The organism is Olivibacter sp. SDN3, from assembly GCF_014334135.1.
Lineage (GTDB): Bacteria > Bacteroidota > Bacteroidia > Sphingobacteriales > Sphingobacteriaceae > Olivibacter.
In genome coordinates, this window is record NZ_CP060497.1 from 1,503,173 (window position 1) to 1,527,837 (window position 24,665).

General features: G+C 39.0%; 24 protein-coding genes. 16 read left to right on the forward strand and 8 right to left on the reverse strand.

The window, feature by feature from the left end; genetic code table 11:
• Positions 1-57: 57 nt before the first annotated feature.
• The 3 genes from fabD to H8S90_RS06005 all read right to left on the reverse strand — a co-directional run bounded on the left by fabD (position 58) and on the right by H8S90_RS06005 (position 2,135).
• Positions 58-942 (reverse strand): ACP S-malonyltransferase, encoded by an 885-nt coding sequence (gene fabD / locus H8S90_RS05995; RefSeq protein WP_187341668.1) that lies wholly within the window; start codon positions 940-942, stop codon positions 58-60.
• A gap of 122 nt (positions 943-1,064) precedes the next feature.
• Positions 1,065-1,706, reverse strand: a complete 642-nt coding sequence (gene folE, locus H8S90_RS06000; RefSeq protein WP_187341669.1) for a GTP cyclohydrolase I FolE — start codon at positions 1,704-1,706, stop codon at positions 1,065-1,067.
• A 15-nt stretch (positions 1,707-1,721) separates the two neighbouring features.
• A complete protein-coding gene (locus H8S90_RS06005; protein ID WP_187341670.1) occupies positions 1,722-2,135 on the reverse strand; it encodes a 6-carboxytetrahydropterin synthase in 414 nt (137 codons plus the stop codon).
• An 85-nt stretch (positions 2,136-2,220) separates the two neighbouring features.
• Between H8S90_RS06005 and mqnB the strand changes: the two genes are divergently transcribed.
• From mqnB to H8S90_RS06020, 3 genes are all read left to right on the forward strand, one after another.
• Positions 2,221-2,853 (forward strand): futalosine hydrolase, encoded by a 633-nt coding sequence (mqnB, locus tag H8S90_RS06010; protein ID WP_187341671.1) that lies wholly within the window; start codon positions 2,221-2,223, stop codon positions 2,851-2,853.
• A gap of 91 nt (positions 2,854-2,944) precedes the next feature.
• Positions 2,945-3,820: a 1,4-dihydroxy-6-naphthoate synthase gene (locus H8S90_RS06015; RefSeq protein ID WP_187341672.1), complete on the forward strand. Its 876-nt coding sequence runs from the start codon at positions 2,945-2,947 to the stop codon at positions 3,818-3,820.
• Between the two features lie 116 nt (positions 3,821-3,936).
• Entirely contained in the window at positions 3,937-5,730 is a 1,794-nt protein-coding gene (locus H8S90_RS06020) for a glycoside hydrolase family 15 protein (RefSeq protein ID WP_187341673.1), read from the forward strand.
• Between the two features lie 36 nt (positions 5,731-5,766).
• On the opposite strand, the gene H8S90_RS06025 is transcribed toward H8S90_RS06020, so the two are convergent.
• Positions 5,767-7,947: a bifunctional alpha,alpha-trehalose-phosphate synthase (UDP-forming)/trehalose-phosphatase gene (locus tag H8S90_RS06025; protein WP_187341674.1), complete on the reverse strand. Its 2,181-nt coding sequence runs from the start codon at positions 7,945-7,947 to the stop codon at positions 5,767-5,769.
• A gap of 490 nt (positions 7,948-8,437) precedes the next feature.
• Here H8S90_RS06025 and H8S90_RS06030 point away from each other — a divergent pair, with 490 nt between their 5' ends.
• The 4 genes from H8S90_RS06030 (at position 8,438) to rplS (ending at position 10,872) form a co-directional block, all read left to right on the forward strand.
• Entirely contained in the window at positions 8,438-8,986 is a 549-nt protein-coding gene (locus H8S90_RS06030; protein WP_187341675.1) for a 30S ribosomal protein S16, read from the forward strand.
• A 111-nt stretch (positions 8,987-9,097) separates the two neighbouring features.
• A complete protein-coding gene (rimM, locus tag H8S90_RS06035; RefSeq protein WP_187341676.1) occupies positions 9,098-9,625 on the forward strand; it encodes a ribosome maturation factor RimM in 528 nt (175 codons plus the stop codon).
• Between the two features lie 24 nt (positions 9,626-9,649).
• Positions 9,650-10,330 (forward strand): tRNA (guanosine(37)-N1)-methyltransferase TrmD, encoded by a 681-nt coding sequence (gene trmD, locus H8S90_RS06040; protein WP_187342939.1) that lies wholly within the window; start codon positions 9,650-9,652, stop codon positions 10,328-10,330.
• A 194-nt stretch (positions 10,331-10,524) separates the two neighbouring features.
• A complete protein-coding gene (gene rplS, locus H8S90_RS06045) occupies positions 10,525-10,872 on the forward strand; it encodes a 50S ribosomal protein L19 (RefSeq protein WP_187341677.1) in 348 nt (115 codons plus the stop codon).
• Positions 10,873-10,934: 62 nt separating this feature from the next.
• On the opposite strand, the gene H8S90_RS06050 is transcribed toward rplS, so the two are convergent.
• Both H8S90_RS06050 and H8S90_RS06055 read right to left on the reverse strand, forming a co-directional pair.
• Positions 10,935-11,585, reverse strand: a complete 651-nt coding sequence (locus H8S90_RS06050) for an HD domain-containing protein (protein WP_187341678.1) — start codon at positions 11,583-11,585, stop codon at positions 10,935-10,937.
• A gap of 12 nt (positions 11,586-11,597) precedes the next feature.
• Positions 11,598-12,758, reverse strand: coding sequence for a class I SAM-dependent RNA methyltransferase (locus tag H8S90_RS06055; RefSeq protein ID WP_187341679.1), 1,161 nt, complete (start codon positions 12,756-12,758; stop codon positions 11,598-11,600).
• A gap of 74 nt (positions 12,759-12,832) precedes the next feature.
• Here H8S90_RS06055 and H8S90_RS06060 point away from each other — a divergent pair, with 74 nt between their 5' ends.
• From H8S90_RS06060 to H8S90_RS06070, 3 genes are all read left to right on the forward strand, one after another.
• On the forward strand, positions 12,833-13,192 hold the full coding sequence (locus H8S90_RS06060; protein WP_187341680.1) for a DUF3127 domain-containing protein: 360 nt from the start codon (positions 12,833-12,835) through the stop codon (positions 13,190-13,192).
• Positions 13,193-13,409: 217 nt separating this feature from the next.
• On the forward strand, positions 13,410-15,209 hold the full coding sequence (locus tag H8S90_RS06065) for a sensor histidine kinase KdpD (RefSeq protein ID WP_187341681.1): 1,800 nt from the start codon (positions 13,410-13,412) through the stop codon (positions 15,207-15,209).
• A gap of 17 nt (positions 15,210-15,226) precedes the next feature.
• Positions 15,227-15,922, forward strand: coding sequence for a response regulator transcription factor (locus tag H8S90_RS06070; protein ID WP_187341682.1), 696 nt, complete (start codon positions 15,227-15,229; stop codon positions 15,920-15,922).
• A gap of 1 nt (position 15,923) precedes the next feature.
• On the opposite strand, the gene H8S90_RS06075 is transcribed toward H8S90_RS06070, so the two are convergent.
• Both H8S90_RS06075 and H8S90_RS06080 read right to left on the reverse strand, forming a co-directional pair.
• On the reverse strand, positions 15,924-16,805 hold the full coding sequence (locus H8S90_RS06075) for a bestrophin family protein (RefSeq protein WP_187341683.1): 882 nt from the start codon (positions 16,803-16,805) through the stop codon (positions 15,924-15,926).
• 86 nt (positions 16,806-16,891) lie between these two features.
• Entirely contained in the window at positions 16,892-18,406 is a 1,515-nt protein-coding gene (locus H8S90_RS06080; protein WP_187341684.1) for an aldehyde dehydrogenase family protein, read from the reverse strand.
• A gap of 550 nt (positions 18,407-18,956) precedes the next feature.
• On the opposite strand from H8S90_RS06080, the gene H8S90_RS06085 reads away from it, so the two are divergent.
• From H8S90_RS06085 to H8S90_RS06110, 6 genes are all read left to right on the forward strand, one after another.
• The gene (locus tag H8S90_RS06085) at positions 18,957-20,360 is read left to right on the forward strand and encodes a tetratricopeptide repeat protein (protein WP_187341685.1); all 1,404 of its coding nucleotides are present in this window, start codon (positions 18,957-18,959) and stop codon (positions 20,358-20,360) included.
• A gap of 63 nt (positions 20,361-20,423) precedes the next feature.
• Complete coding sequence (locus H8S90_RS06090; RefSeq protein ID WP_187341686.1) at positions 20,424-21,185, forward strand: phosphosulfolactate synthase; 762 nt, start codon at positions 20,424-20,426, stop codon at positions 21,183-21,185.
• Positions 21,186-21,286: 101 nt separating this feature from the next.
• Positions 21,287-22,066, forward strand: a complete 780-nt coding sequence (locus tag H8S90_RS06095; protein ID WP_187341687.1) for a shikimate dehydrogenase — start codon at positions 21,287-21,289, stop codon at positions 22,064-22,066.
• A 27-nt stretch (positions 22,067-22,093) separates the two neighbouring features.
• A complete protein-coding gene (locus H8S90_RS06100; RefSeq protein ID WP_187341688.1) occupies positions 22,094-22,684 on the forward strand; it encodes a gliding motility lipoprotein GldD in 591 nt (196 codons plus the stop codon).
• Positions 22,685-22,769: 85 nt separating this feature from the next.
• Positions 22,770-23,411, forward strand: coding sequence for an MBL fold metallo-hydrolase (locus H8S90_RS06105; RefSeq protein ID WP_187341689.1), 642 nt, complete (start codon positions 22,770-22,772; stop codon positions 23,409-23,411).
• 11 nt (positions 23,412-23,422) lie between these two features.
• Positions 23,423-24,649 carry an FtsX-like permease family protein gene (locus tag H8S90_RS06110; protein ID WP_187341690.1) on the forward strand — a complete coding sequence of 409 codons (1,227 nt, stop codon included), beginning with the start codon at positions 23,423-23,425 and terminating at the stop codon, positions 24,647-24,649.
• Positions 24,650-24,665: the final 16 nt, after the last annotated feature.

The window sequence follows — 24,665 nt, forward strand, 5'->3', positions numbered from 1 at the left end:
ATACGTTTGCGTACATATGAGGTTAAATGATTGAAAATAAAAAATTCGTGTTGGTAATTATAGCTGTGCAGAGGACGTGGAGGCCTGTCTATTTACCTTTTTTACCAGCCCTTGCAGTACATTTCCCGGGCCGACTTCAGTAAAAGAAGTTGCACCGTCTTCTAGCATATGTTCTACGGTTTGTGTCCAACGTACAGCTCCCGTCAGTTGAGCAATTAGGTTAAATTTAATACTTTCTGGGTCGGTATACGCTTTTGCGTCGATATTTTGATATATCGGACAAATTGGGGTAACAATGGTGGTTTTTTCTATGGCCTCTTGTAATTCGGCTCGGGCACTTTCCATAAGAGGCGAATGAAAGGCTCCGCCTACATTTAACTTCAGGGCTCGCTTAGCGCCTGCTTCTATCAATAAGGAACAAGCTTTGTCTATACCTTCAATAGTACCTGAAATCACTAGTTGGCCAGGACAATTATAATTAGCAGGCACCACAACTTCGCTTACTCTTTGACAGATATCTTCTACCGTAAAATCGTCTAAACCTAAGATGGCAGCCATGGTCGAAGGTTGAATTTCACATGCTTTCTGCATGGCATTTGCCCGTTTGGCTACCAGTGTTAGACCATCTTGAAAACTCAGTGCCTGTGCGGCAACAAGTGCCGAGAACTCTCCTAAAGAATGTCCTGCTACCATTTGTGGTACAAAGGAACTTCCTAGTGCTTTTGCTAAAACAACGGAGTGTAAAAATATTGCCGGTTGAGTAACGTTGGTCTGTTTTAAGTCCTCATCGTTACCGCTGAACATGATATCTGTAAGTCGGAAGCCCAAAACCTCATTGGCCTGTTCAAAAAGATAGCGGGTATCTTCATTATAGTCGTATAGATCTTTTCCCATCCCAACAAATTGCGCACCCTGTCCAGGAAATATGTATGCTTTTTTCATTATACTATATAATTTGTTTAGTAGTGTTTGATTGTTGTCCTCGATAATGCCTTATATAGACTTGGTTAAACTAAATAACAAATGACTTTCATCTTTAATCAGGAAAGACCAAAATTAACGATTTAGTCTAGGCTAGCGGTAATTAACCTTAAAAATTCTGCTCTGGTACGTTCGTGGGCGAATTCTCCGGTAAATGCTGAAGTGGTAGTTACCGAGTTCTGTTTCTGTATTCCCCTCATTGCCATACATAAATGCTTACATTCAATTACCACCGCTACGCCAGCGGGTGCTAAGGTTGTTTGGATGCAATCTCTGATTTCATTAGTTAATCGCTCTTGTACCTGTAATCGGCGAGAAAATGCATCAACCACACGAGGGATTTTACTCAAACCCACAATGTGCCCATTGGGAATGTAAGCAACATGTGCTTTGCCAAAAAAAGGCAATATATGATGCTCACACATAGAATAAACTTCAATATCTTTTACGACAACCATTTGACTATAGTCTTCTTCAAACATAGCGCTTTTTAAAATAGCCGATGGATCGATGTCGTATCCATGGGTCAGATACTGAAGGGCTTTAGCCACACGTTCGGGTGTTTTTAATAATCCGGCACGTTTAGGGTCCTCTCCTAGCTTCTCTAAAATATCTTGATAATGGCTGGCGATACTCGATACTTTATCTTTGTTGTAACGATCTATTTTCACGTAACCATCTAATTGTTCATCATCAAGGTGTGCTTCGCTATTTGTAATATTCATGGATATGGTATGTGTTTAATTTCCGAAATATTCAACCGAGTTATTTTCGGTTTCCTGCAACTTTATACTGTGAAGTTGTGCCCCAACTGCTTCTATGGGCGTTTTTAGTTGATTAAAAATTTCAATTGCCAAGACTTCTGTTGAAGCCATCTTCCCTTGCATAAAATCTACATCTAGGTTTACATTACGGTGATCAAGTTTTTCGATAACATGCTCTAAAATAATGGTTTTAAGAACCCTTAAATCAATAACAAAGCCTGTTTTTGGATCAACATTGCCCTTTATCGTCACAAAAAGCTCGTAATTATGACCATGCCAATTGGGGTTGCTACACTTGCCAAATGTAGCTTCGTTTTCTTCCAGGCTCCAATCGTCGCGATATAATTTGTGTGCTGCGCTAAAACGCTCTCTACGTGTAATGTAAATCATAACAATGAATTAGCCCGCAAAGATAAGCTTAATAATTTTAAGATTTTAAGATTTTAGCGAACGAAAATGCTTATATTGCCTTCTCATGATGATGAGTAGAATATTGATTGTGGCGGCTACGGCACAGGAAGTAGGTCCCTTTCTTTCATTTCTTGAAAAAAGCAATCTGCCTATAGATGTTGAAATTACCGGAGTAGGAATGGTGGCGACAGCTTTTGCTTTAGGAGAGGCCCTGCACCGGCAGGTGTACGATTTAGTTATAAATGTGGGTATAGCTGGTGCTTTCTCCAAGGAGCTTAGTTTAGGTGAGCTGGTGTTTGTTGAATGCGACTGTTTAGTTGAATTAGGTGCCGAAGATGGCTCGTCTTTTCTTTCTATTGAAAATCTTGGTTTAGGTATAAGTCATTATCAATGGGTTAAAGGAAATACTGGCTATTGGTTGCAGGACCTTAAGAGCGTAAATGGTATTACGGTGAATACGGTGCATGGAGACGAAAAGTCAATAAAAAAAATAAACCAACGCTATACTGTGGCTGTTGAAAGTATGGAAGGTGCTGCTGTTTATTATGCCTGTAATAAATTAAAAGTGCCCTGTATACAGGTTCGATGTATTTCTAACTATGTAGAAAAAAGAAATAAAGGCAACTGGAAAATTGGTGAGGCTATCAAGGAACTGAATGATTGGCTTATTTCAAAAATGACATTTGAAATAAATTAGCTTTAGCAGATTCATCTACATTTGCTGGCGAGAAGAAAGGAAGGCCTCTATTATGGCAATGGTGGAAATTATTAAAATAGAGATTTTATAGATGAAACTTACTTTAGGGTTTTCTCCCTGCCCAAATGATACGTTTATTTTCGATGCGATGATCCATCATAAAATTGATACGGAAGGCTTGAGTTTTGATGTCTTTTATGATGACGTTGAAACGCTTAATCGTAAAATATTTGATGGTACCCCAGATATCAGTAAATTGAGTTTTCATGCCTACGCCTATGCGGTAGAACAATACGTACTGTTAAATGCAGGAAGTGCTCTTGGTTTTGGTGTAGGACCTTTGTTAGTTGGTAATAACCGCGATTTGTTGCAAAGTTTTTTAGATGGTACTTATGAGAAGGGAAGCGCTGATATCTGTGTCGCCATACCAGGAGAATATACCACTGCTAATTTTTTGTTGGGATTGGCTTATCCAAAGTTACAGAACAAAAAAATATTGGTTTTTTCACAAATAGAAAATGCAGTATTGGATGGAGAAGTGGACTTAGGACTGATTATTCACGAGAATAGATTTACTTATGAGGAAAAAGGTCTTTATAAAATCGTAGATCTTGGCGACTTTTGGGAAAAGGAAACAGGCAGTCCTATCCCCTTGGGAGGAATAGTTATTCGGCGAAATTTGCCGAATACGCTACAGCAAAAGGTAAACCGGGTATTAAAACGAAGTGTGGAATACGCGTTCGCTAATCCAACGTCGGGTTTAGCATTTATCAAAGAGCATGCGCAGGAGATGAGTGAGGAGGTGATGTATAAACACATCGATCTATATGTTAATAAATATTCGATTGATTTGGGCGAAGGTGGAAGGTGTGCCGTACAGACGATGTTTGATAGAGCGAAAGCGCTGAATCTCATTCCTGCGACAAATGAATCGTTATTCTTAACGGACAAAATAAACAATAATTAGAAAATAGGACGACCGTATAACAATATGTAGTGTTTTTCATGCGTATAATTGTTTAAACACAAAAATTAGGTTTTATTGTTCTACCCCAGTAGAAAAGAATAAATTTATAAAGAAGAATGGAGAGACACACCTACCAAAGTGGTATTATAGGAAATTGTGCATTTATAGCACATGTACAATCTGATACTAATATTTCATGGTTATGTTGGCCTGCTTTTGATAGCTCTTTCGTTTTCGGAAGCAAACTCGATAAAGAAAAGGGAGGGGAGTTTTCTATTCTTCCTGACGGAGAATATACTTCAGAGCAACGCTATATACCCAACACGAATATATTAGAAACAATAATAAGTAATAACGATGGTGTGTATAAAGTAACGGATTTTGCTCCCAGATTTAGTCAATATGAGCGTTATTTTAAGCCATTAATGTTAATAAGAAAGGTTGAAAGGATAAGTGGCGAACCGCGGCTTCGCATGCGCTGCTATCCGGTCACTGATTATGGAAGGAGTACACAGAATAGGCATAGAGGGAGTAATCATGTTGAGTTCAGTGGAGGAACAGATAACATGCGCCTCACTACGAATGTTCCCATCAGTCATTTTTTTGAAGAAGGAACATATGTGCTTCATGACACAAAATATTTAATTTTAACCTATGGAGAGCCGTTGGAAGCGGCGCTGGAAGAAACAGCGGAGCGGTTTTTAAGGCAGACAATGAATTATTGGCGAACGTGGATCAAACATACGAGTATCCCTCCGTTTTATCAGGAGGCCGTTATACGGTCGGCTTTAGCTTTGAAGCTCCACCAATATGAAGACACTGGAGCGTTTATCGCTGCAAGCACCTCTAGCCTCCCAGAGCACCCTGGAAGTGGCCGTAATTGGGATTATAGGTATTGTTGGATCAGGGATAGTTATTATGTTTTGGCTTCGTTGCTGCGTATCGGTCAGTTTGAAGAAATGGAACATTATTCGGAGTTCATTGCTAATATCTCTGCCAATGAGAAAGGACGTTACCAACCCTTGTACAGCATAACGGGTAAACGGACCTTAATAGAAGAAGAATTGAATCATTTATCGGGTTACCAGGGCAACCAGCCGGTGAGAATAGGTAATCAGGCCTATGAACATATTCAGAACGATGTGTATGGACAGGTCCTTCTGTCAATATTGCCTCTTTACACGGATGACCGCTTCGTTGCCGAGGAGCAAAGCCAGTCTTCGAAATGGTTGGAAGCTATTCTAGAAAAGATAGAGCAAACCATTGATGAAAAAGATGCGGGAATTTGGGAGTTTAGGAATTTTGCTAATTACCATTGTTACACAAACCTTTTTCAATGGGCGGGCAGCAAGGCGGCGATGCGTATAGCGAAGAAAATTGGTGAAAAAGAACTTGAAGAGAGAGCAAAAAAATTAATTGATAGGGCGGCAAGACATATTGAAGATTGCTACGATCCGGAAAGGGGGGTATATGCGCACGCTGTAGGGAGTGCTCACTTAGATGCCAGCACGTTGCAGCTTATTATCATGAATTATCTTGATCCTGCGTCAGAGAAAGCAAAAAGGCATTTGGAAGAATTGGAAAAAGAGTTGAGGGCAGAAAAGGGATTGTTTTATCGCTATCTTCATGCGGACGACTTTGGAAAACCAAAATCAACCTTTTTAATCTGTGCTTTCTGGTATGTTGAAGCTCTGGCATGCGTTGGCCGTACACAAGATGCAATCGATACTTTGGAAAATTTGCTTCCGTACGCTAATCACTTGTTATTATTCAGCGAAGATATTGATGAAAATAACGGTGCTCAATGGGGCAATTTTCCACAGGCATATAGCCATGTGGGACTGATAAATGCAGTATATAGAATAGCGGCCAAAGTTGGAACACCCAGATTTTTAATAAAGGATTACTAACAATCCTTTATTAAAAATTTAAAGAGAAGTGATGCTTTAAGCTGATGCTATCAAGGAATGGAGAAGATCGCGCACCTCTTGTTGGTTTTCTAAGTAATACTTCGCTGCGGAGAGATTGCTTCCTACTTTGATTGTTATTGCAAATTCTGGTAAAGCTTTAAAGGTATCTTCATCTGTTCTGTCATCGCCAATTGATAGGATAAAATCGTAATCCTTGTCGTGCAATAAGTTTAGCGTAGCCCGGCCTTTATTTACATCTGCATTTTTCACTTCTACTACTTTATCTCCATCAAGCATTTTTAAACCATGTGTGTTTAGGTGGTACTGCAGGTTATCCATTAGTTCATTTGCCCTTAAGTCTCCTAATCCTTTTTGAACCTTACGGTAGTGCCAAGCTAAAGAATAGCTTTTTTCTTCTATAGAAGATCCCGGTGTTTTGTCCGTATAGTCTTCCATAAGCTTACAGACTTCATTTTTCCAATTTGTTGATAAACCAGGTAGTTGTTCCCAACTTCCATGTGGTAGCTTACGCCAAGCACCATGCTCGGCAATGAGATCATAGTTTTTATTACCAAACCATTTTTCCAAGGTAGTGTGTTTTCGTCCGCTGATAATAACAAGGGTATTCTTTTCATCCGCAACGAATTGATCGAGCAAATTATATAAACCCGGATCAGGAGAAGCTTCATCTATTTCCTTTTTAAAACCTACAAGAGTTCCATCGTAATCGAAAAGGAGCAGTCGGTTGCCTGCGGCAGCATATTTTTCCCTTATAGCTTGTTGTATAGAGGATTTTACTAGATTAGCCATCGAGTTCTGCTGCATTCTTTTCACGTCACGAAGACGATTGATGAAAATTTTAACCCAGTGTTTTATATTAAATTTGAAGACCACATCACGCATGGCCTTCATTCGCTCTTCCATTTCGGCTTTTGGCATGTTGAGCGCATAAACCAAGGCTTTCCGCACTTCACTGATGTTATTGGGGTTTACAAGTATGGCGTCATTCAGCTCTTTAGATGCTCCTGCCATTTCACTCAAAATGAGTACGCCGGTATTGTCGTTTCTACTGGCAACGTATTCCTTACTAACAAGGTTCATTCCATCGCGCATTGGGGTAACCAAGCATACGTCCGCCACATTGTAAAGTGCGGAAATTATTTCTATTGGGTAGCCATGATAAAAATAAGCTATAGGATGCCATTCGAAGGTTCTGAACCGGGCATTTATATGGCCAACTAACCGATCAATCTCATCTTTAAGCCTTTTATATTGTGGGACGGTATCTCTGGAAGGGACCACAATCATATAAAGAATAATTTTCTCAATATACTCCGGGTTTTTCTCTAACAAAAGTTCAAAGGCATTGAGACGCTGTATAATACCTTTACTATAATCTAATCGATCAATTGAGAGAATAACTTTTTTATGTTCGAAGCTTTGTTTAAAACTTTGTATGTGATCTACTACAGTTGGATCGGAACCTAACTGGGAGAATTTATCACTATCCATTCCCATTGGGAAAGGCTCTGCTAAAACAATTCTGTTTTCTACCCTTAAACGGTTAGCATCTGCATGGACGGGCAATAGATGTGTGGCAGCGCTTATGAAATGACGAACATCATCAAAGGTATGAAATCCTAGTAAATCAGCACCCAGCATACCCATTAATAGCTCTTTACGCCATGGTATGAGCCTGAATAGCTCCTGCGAAGGAAAAGGGATGTGATTAAAGAAAGCAATGGATACGTCGGGCTGTTTTAAGCGGACTAAACCTGGAACAAGTAGCAGTTGATAGTCGTGTACCCACACCGTATCGCCTGGTTCCAGGTGCGCTAAGATAACATCTGCAAACTTTTGATTCACCTGAACATAAGAGAGCCAATTTTGATAATCGAAATTTGCATAGGTAGAAAGATAATGAAAGATAGGCCATAAAAGCTCGTTACTAAAGCCTTCATAATAGCGTTTGATTTCATCTTCACTCAAGAAAACAGGAATGAGGTTCAGTTTCTCTAGGTGTTTACAGATCTCTTGTTGTCGTTCTTCGTTGTCTACTTCTAAACCAGGCCACCCCAGCCAGATATTATCTCCGTCTTTGTAAATGGACCCAAGCCCTGTTGCTAAACCTCCCTCACTGGGCCTAAAAGAAAAACTATTATTTTCTTCGGTTATTTTTACCGGTAGACGATTTGAAACTATTATTGTTTTACTCACGATCGTTTTGTTCTTCTATTCAATTATTAAAACAGTTATTAAACCAAAAATGGGTATCTAGGTTTGAATAAATGTTGATTTTTTAACTTAAGGAAACTGTTTGATATTCTAATATAGTATTTTTCGATCATAAAATTGATTTTCTCCCGATAAATTGTTGTTTTCCATTAGAAACTTCCACGAACAAGCAGGAGATCCAGGGAAAATGTAGTAGGTTTGGAGATCACAAGATGAGAAAGTTTTTACCGTACTTATTAATTTTTTTTGTTGCCATATTTGCCTGGTATTATAAGTCCATGCCTTTAAAATTTAAAAAGAGCTTTGGAAAAGTACTAGCCTTCGTTATCATAGGGTTATGGATTTACGTTTTACTCAGGTACGCCTAGAATTATATTTTTATTTGGATTTATTTTTTAAGTATAAATATGTATCTTTGCAGCCCCGCAGTATAAAGCTCCGGGAAATATGTTGAATACATAAATTATCACAAATGGCAACTAAAATCAGATTGCAAAGATTTGGTAAAAAAGGAAAACCTTTTTACCATGTAGTGGTGGCAGATTCACGTGCACCTCGCGATGGAAAATTTATTGAGCGCTTGGGGTCATACAATCCAAACACCAACCCAGCGACTATTGACTTGAATTTTGATAAAGCTTTAGACTGGATGAACAAAGGTGCGCAGCCAACGGATACGGCTCGTGCAATCCTTTCTTATAAAGGGGTGCTTTATAAAAAGCATTTACAGGGAGGAGTAAAAAAAGGGGCTTTTGATGAGGCTACAGCAGAAGCACGCTTCGAAGAATGGTTGAAAGGAAAAGACGCAAAAATCGAGGGTAAACGAGAAGGCTTATCAAAAGCACAGGCTGAAATAGACAAAGCTGCTATTGCTGCAGAAGCGAAGAAGAAAGAAGAGCGAGCTGCAGCCATCGCTGCAAAGAATGCTCCAGTGGAAGAAGAGCCAGCAACGACAGACACAGACGTAGCTGAAGAAACGGAAGCGGCTACTGATAACGACGAGACGGCGAGCGCTGAGTAGTTTTTATCTTTGTTAGAAAAGATAATAATGCCATTCCGAAGGCAGTACTTCGGAATGGCATTTTTTAATTACAGCTAATAAGTCGATCGGTTTTCCTGAACATGTATTCTAATGACCATTAACGACTGTTTTTACATCGGATATATCAGTAAGTCGAGAGGACTTAAAGGGGAAGTGCAGTTATATTTTGAATTTGAGGAATATAACGACTTGGACTTTGATATTCTTTTTATTGAGTTCGGAAAAAAACTAGTTCCATTTTTTGTTGATTCATATAAGCTTCAGCCGAATAGTACGGGATATTTTTACTTGGAGGATGTAGATCATATTGATAAGGCGTTGCCATTGCTGCGAAAAGCGGTGTATTTGCCTAATGAAAAGAAGCCGGTTCGCAACCCTGACGAATTTTTTATTACTGACCTTAAGGGGTTTATGGTTTATGATCGTGTTTATGGTGAATTGGGTGAGATTATCGATATCCATTCTTACCCGCAACAAGATGTAGCCGTAGTGCAATACAGGTTTAAAGAGCTGATGTTTCCTCTGAATGACGACCTAATACTGGAAATTGACAGAGAAGGTGGAACTTTAAAGGTTGACTTGCCTCACGGTTTGGTAGAACTTTATAGTGGCGGTTGACGTTCGAAAAGATAAAATTTCATGATGCGTATCGATATCATTACTGTTTTGCCCGGATTGTTGACGAGCCCTTTCGCTCATTCTATTTTGCTGCGGGCGCAGCAAAAGAATCTGGTGGATATTCACGTGCACAACTTACGAGACTATGCGAATAATAAACATAAAAGCGTAGATGATTATCCGTATGGAGGAGGCAGTGGAATGGTTATGCAGGTAGCTCCTTTTGCCCTGTGTATTGAAAAATTACAAGCAGAACGTAATTATGATGAGGTAATCTTTATGAGCCCCGATGGTGTAAGATTAAACCAGTCATTGGCTAATCACTTGGCTTTGAAAGGAAACATTATTATTCTTTGTGGCCATTATAAGGGAGTTGATCAAAGATTGAGGGATTTGTTTGTAACCAGAGAGATATCAATTGGCGATTATGTCTTGTCTGGAGGAGAGCTTCCTGCTGCGGTTCTAGTCGATACGGTTGTGCGGTTAATTCCTGGTGTACTATCTGATGAGACGTCTGCCCTGTCAGACTCATTTCAAGGGGAATTGTTGGATGCCCCAGTGTATACAAGGCCTGCAGAGTGGCGCGGACATAAGGTGCCAGAAGTGCTGCTAAGCGGAAATCAAAAGGCAATTGATAATTGGCGATATGATCAGGCTTTAAAACGTACGAGAGAAAGGAGACCTGATCTTTTAGATGATGAATGATCAGCGTAAGGTATTGATTATAATAGATTTGTATTATTTTTTGTAGCGCGTGCCTATTTAATATATGAGGAAAATTCAGATAGATTCTTGTATCGCTCAAAAAAGAAAAAATAGGCTTTTAATTTTAAAATAAAATAACTAATATTGCAGTCCGATTTTTACGGGTTAAAAATCGTTGTTAATTACTTAAAATCATGGATTTAGTAAAATTTGTAGAAGAGCAGGCGGTAGCGAAAAATGAAGTTCCCGCATTTAAAGCTGGTGATACTGTTAGCGTTCACTATAAAATTCGCGAAGGAAATAAAGAACGTGTTCAGGTATATAAAGGTGCTGTTATTCAAAGAAATGGTGTAGGTTCTAACGAGACTTTTACTGTTCGTAAGATGTCTAACGGTATAGGTGTAGAACGTATTTTCCCTGTTAACTCCCCTAATATTGAAAAAATAGTTGTTGATACATATGGTAAGGTTCGTAGAGCTAAATTATATTATCTACGTGGATTGACTGGAAAAGCCGCACGTATAAAGTCCAAAAGAGTTTAATTTGCCTATTTTTTAGGTTAGAAAAACAAAAGTTCTCTAAAACAAAAAATTAGAGAGCTTTTTTATTTGTGGCCGTCCCATTCTTCATAAAATTGGGAAAGAAAACCCTCCATGTAACTATGCCTTTTTTCAGCAATGGCTTTGGCTGTGATGGTATTCATTTTGTCTTTTAGCAGGAGTAATTTTTCATAAAAATGGTTAATAGTAGTTCCGGTATTTTTTTTATATTCTTCTTTCGTTTGGTTTAAGCGAGGTATAACTTGAGGATCAAACAAGGGATTGTTTTTATAACCTCCAAAATGAAATGCACGGGCTATGCCGATTGCCCCTATAGCATCTAACCTATCGGCGTCTTGAACAATTTCCATTTCTTTTGAATGGAAAGAGACTTTGCCCAAGCTGGCTTTGAACGACATATTTTTTATTATTTTTTGTATATGCGTCACTTTTTCAGCGGAAACCCCAATAGAAAGCAAAAAATCTGAAGCAATTCTGGGACCTATTTCTTCATCTCCATCATGAAATTTGCTGTCGGCTATATCATGCAACAGTGCCGTTAACTCGACGACTTCCCTATCTGCAATTTCTCTTTCAAGAATCAGTTTCGCATTTTTCCACACACGTTCCACATGAAACCAATCATGCCCTGCTTCGGCATTGTTTAATTTTTCTCTAACAAATGAAATGGTTTGTTCTAACGTTTCTACTTCCATAGAATAAAGCTGTTATTTTCGCCTAGAGCCGTCGTATAGTTCATAGCAAAGCAGCCTACAATCCAGCTTACCGTTGTAAAATTCTATTTTTTTGTAAGCTCTTAATCCAATTTTTTTAGCTAAATCCGGATTTCCGGTGAAGACAAAACCATGATAACCTTTACAGTTCTGTTTCAGGAAGTCGCCAATTCGTTTATAGGTCGCTTCGAGTTTCGTGTGAATACCAAGGCGTTCGCCATATTCAGGATTAACTATAACTACTCCGGGGGGTTCAGGTGTTTCGGTTTCGGCGAAATCGCATGTTTGAAAATGGATAAGTTGGTCTACTCCTGCAGTTTTTGCATTTGCTTCAGCTATTTTTACGGCTTCAGCAGAGATGTCTGAAGCAATGATTTTTACATTGGGAGTCTTAATCACTTGGTCTTTGAGTTTTCTTCGTTCTTTAAAGAAAATCTGTTCGTCGTACCCTAAAAGGTGCATGAATGAATAGTTCATTCTATAAAGCCCGGGTTTACGGTTTGTCGCCAGTAATGCGGCTTCTATGGCAAGTGTGCCTGATCCACACATTGGATTTACAAAGGTTGACTTCCGGTCCCACTCGGTAGAAAGAATAACACCTGAGGCAAGCGCTTCCAGCATAGGTGCCTTTCCGGGGTGCTTTCTGTAACCATGCTTGGCCAAGGTTTCTCCCGAAGTATCGATGTAGATATTGGCCTCCTCTTCTTGCCAATATAGATGTACAACTACTTTGTTTAAGTCGGGGCCAGAATTTGGCCTTATGCCTTTCTTTTCTTTTATACGATCAACAATAGCGTCCTTCACCTTTAAGTTAGCGAACAACGGTGTGCTGATTGTTTCGTTGTTTACATTGGAGTTTACTGAAAAATAGCCGTTAAAGTCGATTAGCTCTTCCCAGGCTATTTCGTTGATCGCCTGGTATAAATCATCAGCATTTCTTGCCTGGAAACTTTTGATAGCATATAGAATCTGGCTTGCGCAACAAAGGTTCAGGTTTAAGGTAATACAGTCATTTATCGTGGCGAGTAGTTCAATTCCTGTGGCAAAGGTTCTTTTTATCGAGAAACCCAGGGTTTTTACTTCCTCTTGCAAATAAGGAGCGAGCCTTTTATTGCAGGTGATGATTACTTTTTGTGGAGTGTTGAAAACTTGCATAGTTATTAGAGGCGAAGTTACTCATAATTGTCGCCAAAAAGTCTTAAATTTACAATTTATATCTTTTTATTATTATGGAAATTAAAGGCAAGGTACACGAAGTTGGTGCGGTACAGCAAGTTACAGATTCTTTTAAAAAACGAGATCTAATAGTACAATATGCTGAAAACCCGCAATTTGTTGAGTATATTAGATTTGAGGCAACGCAAGATAGAGTTAATATTTTTGATAATCTTGCTCCAGGCGAGGATGTAGAGGTTTCTTTTAATTTAAGGGGACGACCTTGGACAAATAAAGAGGGTGTAACTACCTATTTTAATTCGTTGGTGGCTTGGCGAGTAACGAAGGCTGCTTCGGATACTGGAGTGACCCCACCTGTGGCCCCTCCTGTTGATATCTCTTCTGCGCCAGATGATGATGACCTCCCCTTTTAGTATATCGAGAGATCTACTTAAGCAGCAGTAAAAACGTATTGAAAAGACCGCTTCTGCTTAGGTAGATCTCGAGACTTAATTACTCCTCCCCCTCCTTACGCAACGCTGCAGATGAAGCAGCCCCGGCTTTGTGGAATTTAAACTTTTTTAAAGTGGTTTTTGTTAAAATTTGTTAAAAGAGTGTTGATAAGCAGCTTCTTGCGTATTTTTGTTTAATATGAAGCGTAGAAGTATTGGGTTAATAATTGGTTTGATGCTTTTTGCATTACTAGGAGTAATTGCAATGCAGTATTATTTTATACGGCAATCTTACCACTTAAAAGCCCAAATATTTGATGAAGCGGTGCGTGCTGCACTCAATACGGTTGTTTTAAAAGCGGAGAAGAAAGAGGCGATTGATTTTATCGAAGCAGAGGAAGCTAAGAACATAAAAAATAAAAAAATCCGGGAGCAACAACAACAGCAATTAGAAGCTCAGTGGCAGGCAAAGGCTTTTCTTGATCGTATGAGAAAAAAGCAACGCCACATAGATACAGAGTTCAGGGAATTGGAATCGGAGCTAAAAAGGCAATTCCCGAGTGCAACCTTTATCTCCAACAGTTTTTACGAAACTTACATGAAAGACCCGAAGCTAAAAAAGCTTGTGAAAGTTTCTTTCCAACAGCAATCCGAGGGAATATATCAACGAAACAGCTTGGAGGTATACGTGGATAAGCCTGTTGCGAATCCTAAGGGGGCAAAAGATGACAGTGTACGCTATGTGATTTTTGATGATTACATGTGGGGATGGGATGTGGTAGTCTTACCACCACCGAGAGACCGAGCATTAGATGAACAAATAAAAAAATATGAGGAGCAGGAAAAAATTCGACAGGCAAGTCTGTTTTTTGATTCCTTTTTGACTGAAAGCTCTGCTCCAGGGGCTTCAGTGATTGAAAATTTGGCCAATGATTTTGAACTTGCCAAGCAGCCATTAAAAAAGAGAATAAATCCGGCGTATATAAAAAGACAACTGAAAGAGGAACTGAATAATCGAGACATAAACTTGCCATTTAATATGATGATTACTGAAGGGCAAGAAGATTCTGTATTGTTTCAGCTGGCTTCTTTCAACGGAGATATCGACAAAAAGAACTCTTATTCGACATTACTCTTTCCGAATAGTATGATCCGTTCGTCTGGTAAACTTTCTATTAATTTCCCCAATAAAAAATCATTGCTATATGGCAATATGGGTGTGATGTTGGGTTCATCTGCGGCCTTACTCTTGGTCTTGATTGGCTGTTTTGCTTATACTATATTTATCATATTGAGACAAAAGAAGATTTCAGAGATGAAAACTGATTTTATCAATAACATGACACATGAGTTTAAAACTCCTGTGGCTACTATCATGATTGCCAGTGAATCGTTAAAGGATCCGGAGATTACTACCGATTCGAAAAGGGTTGATCGCTTGGCTAATATAATTTACGACGAAAATGTACGGTTGGGCAACCACATCGAACGGGTATTGAACATAGCCAGGATTGATAAAGGTAGTTTAAAGATGGAGCAGCAGGAAGTAAATATGAACGACTTGGTAGCGGCGGTAATAGATAGCATGGATTTGCAGCTTAAAAAACGGGAAGCTAAGGTGGAACTTCACATTAATGCCTCGAACGGCAACGTGGTGGGGGATGAGTTGCATTTATCAAACGTTTTGTTTAATTTAATTGACAATGCGATCAAGTATAGCAAAGATGCCCCGGACATCACTATAAAAACCCGTAACGTTGGAAATAATATACATATCAATATAACTGATAAAGGAATAGGGATGAGCAGAGATCAGCTTTCAAAAATATTTGATCAGTTTTATAGAGTCTCTACCGGAAACTTACATGACGTTAAAGGTTTTGGCTTAGGTTTAAGTTATGTTCAAGACATTATCAAAAGAATGAAGGGCACTGTGAAAGTAAAAAGCGAAAAGAACAAGGGGACAGAATTTGAGTTAACGCTACCCACGATAAATTAAAAACAACTCCCAAAAATATGCGGAAAATTTTATTAGCAGAGGATGACCCGAATTTAGGTGAAATACTAAAGGATTATCTTGAATTGAAAGGCAAATTTGAGGTGAAGCTTTGTCAAGATGGAGAGGACGCATTACGTGCATTCGGAAAGGAAACCTTCGATCTCTGTATACTTGACGTCATGATGCCAAAGAAGGATGGCTTTTCATTGGGAAAGGAGATTCGGAAGATGAATCAAGAGATCCCTATTATTTTTGCAACAGCAAAAGGTATGATGGAAGATAAAACTGAAGCGTTTAATCTGGGAGGAGACGATTATATAACGAAGCCATTTAGAGTAGAAGAGTTGCTATTGAGAATAAATGCACTGTTGAAGCGCAGCTCGTCTCAAGACAAAATCAATGAGGAGGAGTTACCGGTTGATTTTTCACTTGGAGATTATCATTTTGACTATACAGCGCAAACAATTACACGGCAGGGGACGCAGCAAAAGCTTTCTACAAAAGAAGCGGAATTATTAAGGATGTTGTGTTTGAAAAAAAATGATGTGTTAACAAGAGAGGAAGCGCTTATAAAGATATGGCACGACGATAATTATTTTAACGGGCGAAGCATGGATGTATTTCTAAGTAAGTTGCGTAAGTATCTAAAAGAAGACCCAAAAGTTGAGATCGTTAATGTACATGGTAAAGGATATAAGCTACTCGTTGGATGACTTAGTTTAGTATTTCATTTATATGTTTACGTATATTCTCTGCGATCTTTCCCAGGGGCAAATCGTTTAAATCTGAGCCAAAAGGGTCTTCAATTTCTTCTGCTATAAGCTCAAGGGATGTTAAGACATAAAAGGTAACAACAACAGCCGGAATGACAAAATAACCTAAAGAGAACACGAATCCGTAGGGAAGCGTTAATACGTATATGGAAATGAATTTCTTAATAAATGAAGTATAGGTAAAAGGTATTGGTGTATTTTTTATTCGTTCACAAGCCCCGCAAATATCGGCAAAAGATAGGAGCTCCTGATTGAGAATAATTAGTTGGTCGCCGCTGATCAACCCCTCCTTATAGAGTCTGTTCGTTCTTTTAAAGATCATGGAAGACACCTGATTGGGACCATGCTTGTTCTCATCTAAAGTTTTGAATTCTGGATGGTCTTTTTCGTCTAACATAAAGCGTGTTTGGTTGGACTGTAAGTGCTCTTTTAAAGTTGTGGCAAAGAGCGCGATGCTTTTTCGATAAAAATTACGATTCACCCGATCTCCGGTTGGTAAAATGCTGTCAACCCGTATAGCCAGGTTTCTACTATTGTTTGTTAGTAGCCCCCAGAGTTTACGCCCCTCCCACCATCGGTCGTAGGCTGTGTTTGTTCGGAAAACCAATAGTATAGAAAGCGCAAAGCCTAATAGGCTATGCATTACTGGAATATTTCGTAACCAACTTTGTGAAGAGAGCTTAAGATACTCTATTTCTACATAGGCAACTGCCCAAGAATACACTGCCATTGCAATTAAGAACGGATATAGCTTTCGAAGGGTTTCAGAGCGATGTAAGGAAAGCGTAGACCCAAGCCAGTCTTTTGGATTATATATAATCATGTGTGTTCCGGATAATAGTTCGATAATATAAAGCTAAATAAAAACGCACTACATTCAGTTAGAAAGACAACTGCGGGCAAAAATGATTATGATAAATCAAACTTTATCCCTTGAGCCAAAGGAAGTTTTTCAGAGTAATTAATGGTGTTGGTTTGTCGCCTCATATATGCTTTCCAAGCATCTGAACCGGATTCTCGACCACCTCCGGTTTCTTTTTCGCCTCCAAAAGCGCCTCCTATTTCTGCTCCTGAAGTACCAATATTCACGTTGGCTATGCCACAGTCTGAGCCATTAATGGATAAAAAAAGCTCAGCCTCACGTAGGTTTAAGGTCATTATTGATGACGACAAGCCTTGCGGTACATCGTTTTGGATAGCGATGGCTTCCTGAAGGGTACGATACTTCATGATGTAGAGAATTGGAGCAAAAGTTTCCGTTTGAACAACTTTAAAAGAGGAATCAACCTCAGCGATACAGGGTTTTACATAATAAGGAGATAAAAAAGGCTGGCCTTCTAGAATACCTCCTTCAACAATGAACTTTCCGCCCTGAGTTTTACATTTATCAATAGTGTCTAGATACATTGCTACAGCATCTTTGTCTATTAGTGGACCAACGTGATTACGTTCATCTAAAGGGTTGCCGACTCGAATCTGTTCATATGCATTTACTAGTCGCTGTTTAAAACTTTCGTAAATGTTTTCGTGGATGATAAGTCTACGTGTAGTGGTACAACGCTGGCCGGCAGTACCTACCGCGCCGAACACACTGGCAAGTAGAGCTGTTTCTATATCCGCATTTTCAGTAATAATGATCGCATTGTTTCCACCAAGCTCTAAAATGGTTTTCCCTAGTCTAGCGGCCACGGTTTGGGCAACTGATTTCCCCATTTTCGTGGAACCGGTAGCCGATATAAGGGGGATACGCACATCGGCAGCCATTAGTTTTCCCAGTGCTGCATCGCCCTGTACCAAGCTGGAAACAGCAGGGTTAATGCCGTTTTTTACGAATATTTCAGAAGCTAACTTCTGACAGGCCAATGCTGTAATAGGAGTCTTTTCTGAAGGTTTCCATACGCATACATTACCGCAAACCCAGGCAATTGCTGCATTCCAGCTCCAAACGGCAACGGGAAAGTTAAAGGCAGATATAATGCCAACAATGCCCAAAGGGAGCCACTGCTCGTACATCCTATGTTGCGGGCGCTCTGATTGGGTCGTAAGTCCATAAAGTTGCCGACTTAGGCCAACAGCGAAATCACAAATATCAATCATCTCCTGCACCTCGCCATAGCCTTCCTGAAGACTTTTCCCCATTTCATAGGAAACCAATGTCGCTAAATCTTTTTTATGTATACGCAAAGCATCTCCAATTTGACGAACAATTTCTCCTCGTTTAGGCGAAGGTAATTGCTTCCATTCGTTAAAGGCAGCAGCAGAGTTTTCTATCACCGCGTTATATTCTTCTTCAATAGTAACAGGGACAGATCCTATGAAATTGTCGTCAACAGGTGAATAGCTATCAATAGTAGTATTTTCTTTTGTTGAGCTCACAGTTAGCTTAAATCGGTCTAATACAGAAGAAATGTTAATGCTTTCCATAATTATAGTTGGTTTTTGCTTTTGTTTTCAGTTAAAATACAAACGTAAATATTATTGTACGAAATAAAAACAAAAAATAATTGTTTGTCTGGCGTTCGAAAAGGCAAGAAAAATGTGCTAAATAGTGCCTCCGTAGGCACTGGGTAACGCATAGCTGTACTTAGGGGAATCAAGCAACGTTTGTGTAGAAAAAACCGTATCTTTGTAGATAGAGGTTTTAAGAAAGTAGAGAAATCTCCAATGGGCTACTGCTGGTGAGAAATAAAAACATAGAGGAACTTAACATCTGATTTTTTTTAAGCGCCTTATAAACAGGTGTTTGTGGTGTTTTTTGTCTTTTTGTGGAAAACTAAATTGGTGAAATAATACTTTTAAAAGTAATTTGAAGCCATAATTTCATCAGCAAGTGGATTTGCTAAGCGAGGTGATTAACTTAACCATAGTTTAGCCATATTGATTGTGATCAATCTTAGTTCATTGCAGATAATGCCGGAAGATCTTTAGATGTAAGGGCATGAAACAGTAACTAAAGTTCTAATATTTAATTGCGATGGAAGACGACTTTGATTTTGGTTTTTCCGAAGATCCTAAATTTTCGGTTGAGCGTTACGAGGAAATGATTCGTAACGAAGATCAATATTTTTTCGACGCGCAGGCGTTTGAGGGGATTATCGATTATTACATGGAGAAGAATGATCCTATAAAGGCGCTTCAAGTGGTAGATTACGCCGTTAGTCAACACCCTTTCGCAGCAGTTTTCTTTATCAAACAAGCACAACTTTTTTCTTTAACCAATCAGTTGGATCTAGCATTGCGAGCCTTGGATAAAGCGGAATTGTTAGAAGCATCTGAACCGGATATCTTTTTGATCAGAGGAGGTATTTTAGGTAGTATAGACCGGTATGAGGAAGCCATAGCAAACTTGGAGAGGGCACTTTCTCTGGCAGAGAATCCGGACGAAATTTACTTGCAGATGGCAATGTTGTTTCAGAATAAAGGTGATTATGAGCAGGCGGTTAGATACCTAAAAAAATGCTTGGAATTTAATATGGAAAACCAGGAAGCGCTTTATGAATTGGCGTTTTGTTATGACGTATTGGATAGGCAGGAAGAGAGTATCGGTTTTTATATACAATATATTGATAATGAGCCTTACTCTTATGCTGCTTGGTATAATTTAGGGAATGCCTATCATAAACTTAGCCTGTACGAGAAAGCAATAGATGCATATGACTATGCGATATTGATTAAAGAAAACTTCGCTTCTGCCTATTTTAATAAAGGAAACGCACTGGTTAACCTTGACAGGTACGCTGACGCCATAGAAGTTTATAAGCAAACATTTGAATATGAGCCGCCAAGTGCAGAAACATATTGTGCCATAGGCGAATGTTATGAAAAGCTAGAACAAATGGACGAAGCTAGGTCATACTATAAAAAAGCGGTTAAGTTGGATGCGAAACTGGGTGATGGGTGGTTTGGTATAGGTGTAACTTTGGATTATGAAGAGCGATATTTTGAGTCGTTACACTTTTATAAGAAAGCACTCGATATAGATGACCAGAATCCAGACTATTGGTTTGCCATAGCTGATGCCCGTTATAAATTAAAGCAAATACATGAAGCAGAAGCGGCCTACGAGCGCGTAGTTGAACTTAATCCGCTGGATATTGAAGCATGGTTGGATTATTCTTCTATCCTATATGAGCAGGAGAAACTTTCCGAAGCCATCGAAACGATATCAGAAGCGATAAAAACAAATCCGGATGCTCCTGAATTATATTATCGTATGGTTGCGTATATGTTTGCTGCCGGTAAATATACAGAAGCCTTGAACTATTTAGAGTTAGCATTAACGGCCGATCCCGAAAAGTACCATATCTTATTTGAATATTTGCCCCAGTTACAAGACAATAAGGTGATTTTAGAGATTATCAACAAATTTGCACGGTAACATTACAATTTATCAACACTAATTTATAACAGTGTTGAATTTTTTTTTCACCTTTGCAGTCCTATGAACTTTGAGTTAAACAATATCCCGATACGGACGCTCAAGCCTCGGAATAATGGTATAACGATGGTGATGGATAAAGGTATGAGCACTAGGCAAGCTCAAGACTTTATCGAAGTCGCAGCTCCATATACAGACATCGTTAAATTAGGTTGGGCAACATCCGTTGTAACTCCAAAGCTTGAAGAGAAGCTGCAGATATACCGAGATGCGAATTTACCCTTTTATTTCGGAGGAACCTTATTTGAAGCATTTTTGGTAAGAAAGCAATTTGATGCCTATAGAAGGGTTTTGGATAAATTTAAAATGGAGTATGCAGAAATATCTGATGGCTCCATAGAGTTGCCTCATGAAGAGAAATGTAAATACATTGAAATTTTAAGTAAGCAGGTTACGGTTATTTCAGAGGTGGGATCTAAAGACGACAAGAAGATTATTGCTCCGTATCGGTGGATAGAATTGATCAAAGCTGAGTTATCAGCAGGGTCATGGAAAGTTATTGCCGAAGCTCGTGAAAGTGGTAATGTTGGTATATATAGGGAAACAGGGGAAGTGCGACAGGGGCTTATCGATGAAATCTTAACACAGGTTGCGCAAGAATCTATCATTTGGGAGGCTCCAATTAAAGCGCAGCAGGTCTGGTTTATAAAGCTTATTGGAAGTAATGTTAATCTTGGTAATATTGCACCACAAGAGGTAATTCCCTTGGAAACAATAAGATTGGGGCTTAGGGGGGATACGTTCGATCATTTTATTTCTCTATAGATGCGTGTCGAAGCCTAAAACATTGTGATTTCTTATTTGTTGTTGAAAATCTTGACAATAATGTAGCTAGAGGCGTTATTGTCAGTTATTATAGAAAAGTAATGAAGAAATTTGGATTGATTGGATATCCGCTTAAACATTCTTTTTCAAAGAAATACTTTAATGAGAAATTTGAAAAGGAATCGCTAATAGATCACCAGTACGAATTGCTGCCTTTGCCAAATATCAGTGACCTTCCAGAATTATTAAAAAAACAGCCGGAACTTTGTGGACTTAATGTTACCATCCCTCATAAAATAGGTGTGATGTTTTATTTGGATAAAATCTCTCCCGAGGCAAAAGAAATCGATGCGGTAAACTGTATTAAAATAGTGAAATCAAATCCGGTTGAGTCTTTTTTCAGCGGCGAAATGTGTATGAAGAGTGTCCAATTGGAAGGGTTTAATACCGATGTTTATGGTTTTGAGGAGTCGTTAAAGCCACTGCTAAAAAAGCAGCATACTAAGGCGCTGGTTTTAGGAAATGGAGGGGCGGCAAGAGCCGTTTTTTACGTACTTAAAAGATTAGGAATTGATTATGCTGTGGTTTCGAGAAGGGCAAACGCTAAGCAGTTTTCTTACGATCAACTTAATCGAACAATTATAGAGGATCATCTATTGATCATAAACACCACGCCGCTGGGAACATTTCCGCAGATTGACGAAAAACCATTAATTCCGTACGAGTTTATTGGAGAAAAACATCTGTTGTACGATTTAGTGTATAACCCAGAAGAGACAGCTTTTCTAAAGGAAGGTAAGGCCAAAGGCGCACAAGTAAAAAATGGTATGGAAATGTTGCATTTACAAGCTGAAAAAAATTGGGATATCTGGAACTCCTGATAGCCTAGTTAATTACAAAACGAGCAGATGTTAAATCGTAGCCATTTAGGAGTAAAAAGCCTTGTCTTCTTTCTAGTAGCTACTGTGACAGCTTGTGAGGGTGACTATACACCAAAACCTAGAGGCTACTTTAGAATCCAGTTCCCTGAAAAGGGGTATAAACAGTATAAGTCTGCTTGTAATTTTAGCTTTAATTATCCTACATATGCATTAATTGAACCCGATACGTCGGCGCAGGCGAAGCCTTGCTGGATGGATGTAGCTTTTCCTGCATTTAATGCTCGGCTTCATTTAAGCTATTATCCTGTTCGCTCTAATGAGGTTTTTAATGAGCTGACAGAAGATGCCCGCACTTTTGCATTTAAACATACCGTCAAAGCAACGGCAATTGATGAAGCATTAATTTCATATCCCGACAAGAAGGTGCATGGGGTTTTTTATACAATAGAAGGAAACACGGCCTCTGCCATGCAGTTTTTTTTAACAGATAGCTCGGAAAACTATCTTCGCGGAGCGCTATATTTTAATGAAAAACCTAGGCTTGATTCTATACAGCCTGTTTTAAAATTCTTAAAAGACGACTTGCATGTCATGATCGAATCAACGGAATGGAAGTGATTGGCTTATAGGTTTTTGAAAAGGTGTTTAGGGCAATGTGTGTTAGGAATTGCACATGAATTCAATTTTATCTAAGTTTGTTTCTATGATAAATGTTAAGCGGTTTGAGAACAACCCTTTTGCTGAGAACACGTATTTACTATACGATCAAAATGGAGCATGCGCTATAATAGACCCTGGAATGTACACCGTTCAGGAAGAAGAAGCTGTTGCCGCATTTATAAGTCAGCACAAGCTTAAACCAGAAATATTGTTGAACACGCATTGCCATGTAGACCACGTGTTGGGCAATAAGTTTATTTACGAACATTACGGGTTAATGCCCTTGTTTCATGAAGGGGAAGTTGGCGTTTTGTCAGACGTACAGGTTCGGGCCCCTATGTTTGGGTTGCGGTATGAACAATCGCCAATTCCAGAACAGTTTTTGTCGGAAAGTGGAACAATAAGTTTTGGAGAGCACCTACTAGAGCTTATCTTTGCCCCGGGGCATTCTCCAGCTCATTTATGCTTCTACAATAAAGAAAGTGGGATACTTATAGGAGGAGATGTGCTTTTTAAGGGAAGTATCGGGAGAACAGACTTACCTGGAGGTAATCATGCATTGCTTTTGAAAAACATCAAGGAAAAGTTATATGTATTGCCGGAAGATACGATCATTTATCCGGGCCATGGACCCGAAACTACCATCGGATTAGAGAAAGCGAACAACCCATTTATCAGAGGCTAAATTAGCTTAACATGAACACCGCTACATTTATTGCCAAAAGGTACCTGTTTTCAAAAAAATCAATCAATGCGATCAATATTATTTCCGGAATAAGTTTGATTGGCGTATTAGTTGCAAGTGCGGCCCTTATTGTGATCCTGTCTGTTTTTAATGGGTTAGAGAATCTGGTGCTGAGTATGTATAGTTCATTCACCTCAGAGTTGCGTATTGAACCTGCTGAAGGAAAGGTTTTCCATGCAGATGCAAAAATGTATCAAATCATTAAAACAGACCCCCGTATTGAAAACTACAGTAATATTTTGCAGGAAAAGGTTTTGTTGAAGTATGGGAACTATCAGTATATTGCAAACCTTAAAGGCGTGGATGAAGATTATGCAATGTCGAAAAGTATGGACAGTTTACTGTGGGATGGCTCCTTTTTTCTGAAAGACGATAGTTTAAACTATGCTATTATAGGTGCCGCTATTTTTGCAAACTTGGGTGTTAGTTTAGAGAATATAATGGCAGAAATAGAGGTTTTTTCTCCAAAAAAAGGTGTTACTAATGCGATAAACCCTGCGGAAGAGTTCGTTGTTCGGAATATTTCGCCCACGGGAATTATGCGATCTCAGCAACAATTAGATGATTTAATAATTGTACCAATAGATTTTGCAAGAGATGTGCTTACTACATATGAGGGTGTCTCGGCAATTGAATTGACAATTAAGCCAGAGGCTAATATTAGCCGCGTGCAACGTAATCTAGAAAAGGAGCTTGGACCAAAGTTTGTAATAAAAAACAGAGCGCAGCAAAACCCCGAACTATATAAACTACTGAATACGGAGAAATGGGGTGTTTTCTTTATTTTGGCTTTTGTTCTAGTTATAGCAGCGTTTAATATCGTTGGGTCGTTAACGATGCTCGTAATAGATAAGCAAAAGGATGTAGCCGTATTAAACAGTTTAGGAGCAACCAAAAAGCTGATTAAGCAAATTTTTTTTCTTGAAGGAATGTTTATTTCTTTGATGGGTTGCGTTATAGGTTTAGCATTGGGTGGAGCTTTTTGCTTACTCCAACAGCACTTTGGTTTTATACATATGGGCTCAGACAATCTTGTAACGGATGTTTATCCCGTTGCCATACGATGGACAGATTTTTTATTGGTTTTTTCAACTGTTGTTTTGGTGTCGGGAGTAGCTTCGGCGATCTCTTCTCGGCTGAGTGTTAAAAACATCGAACATTTAAAGGGTTCCGAATGAGTAATATAAAAAGGAG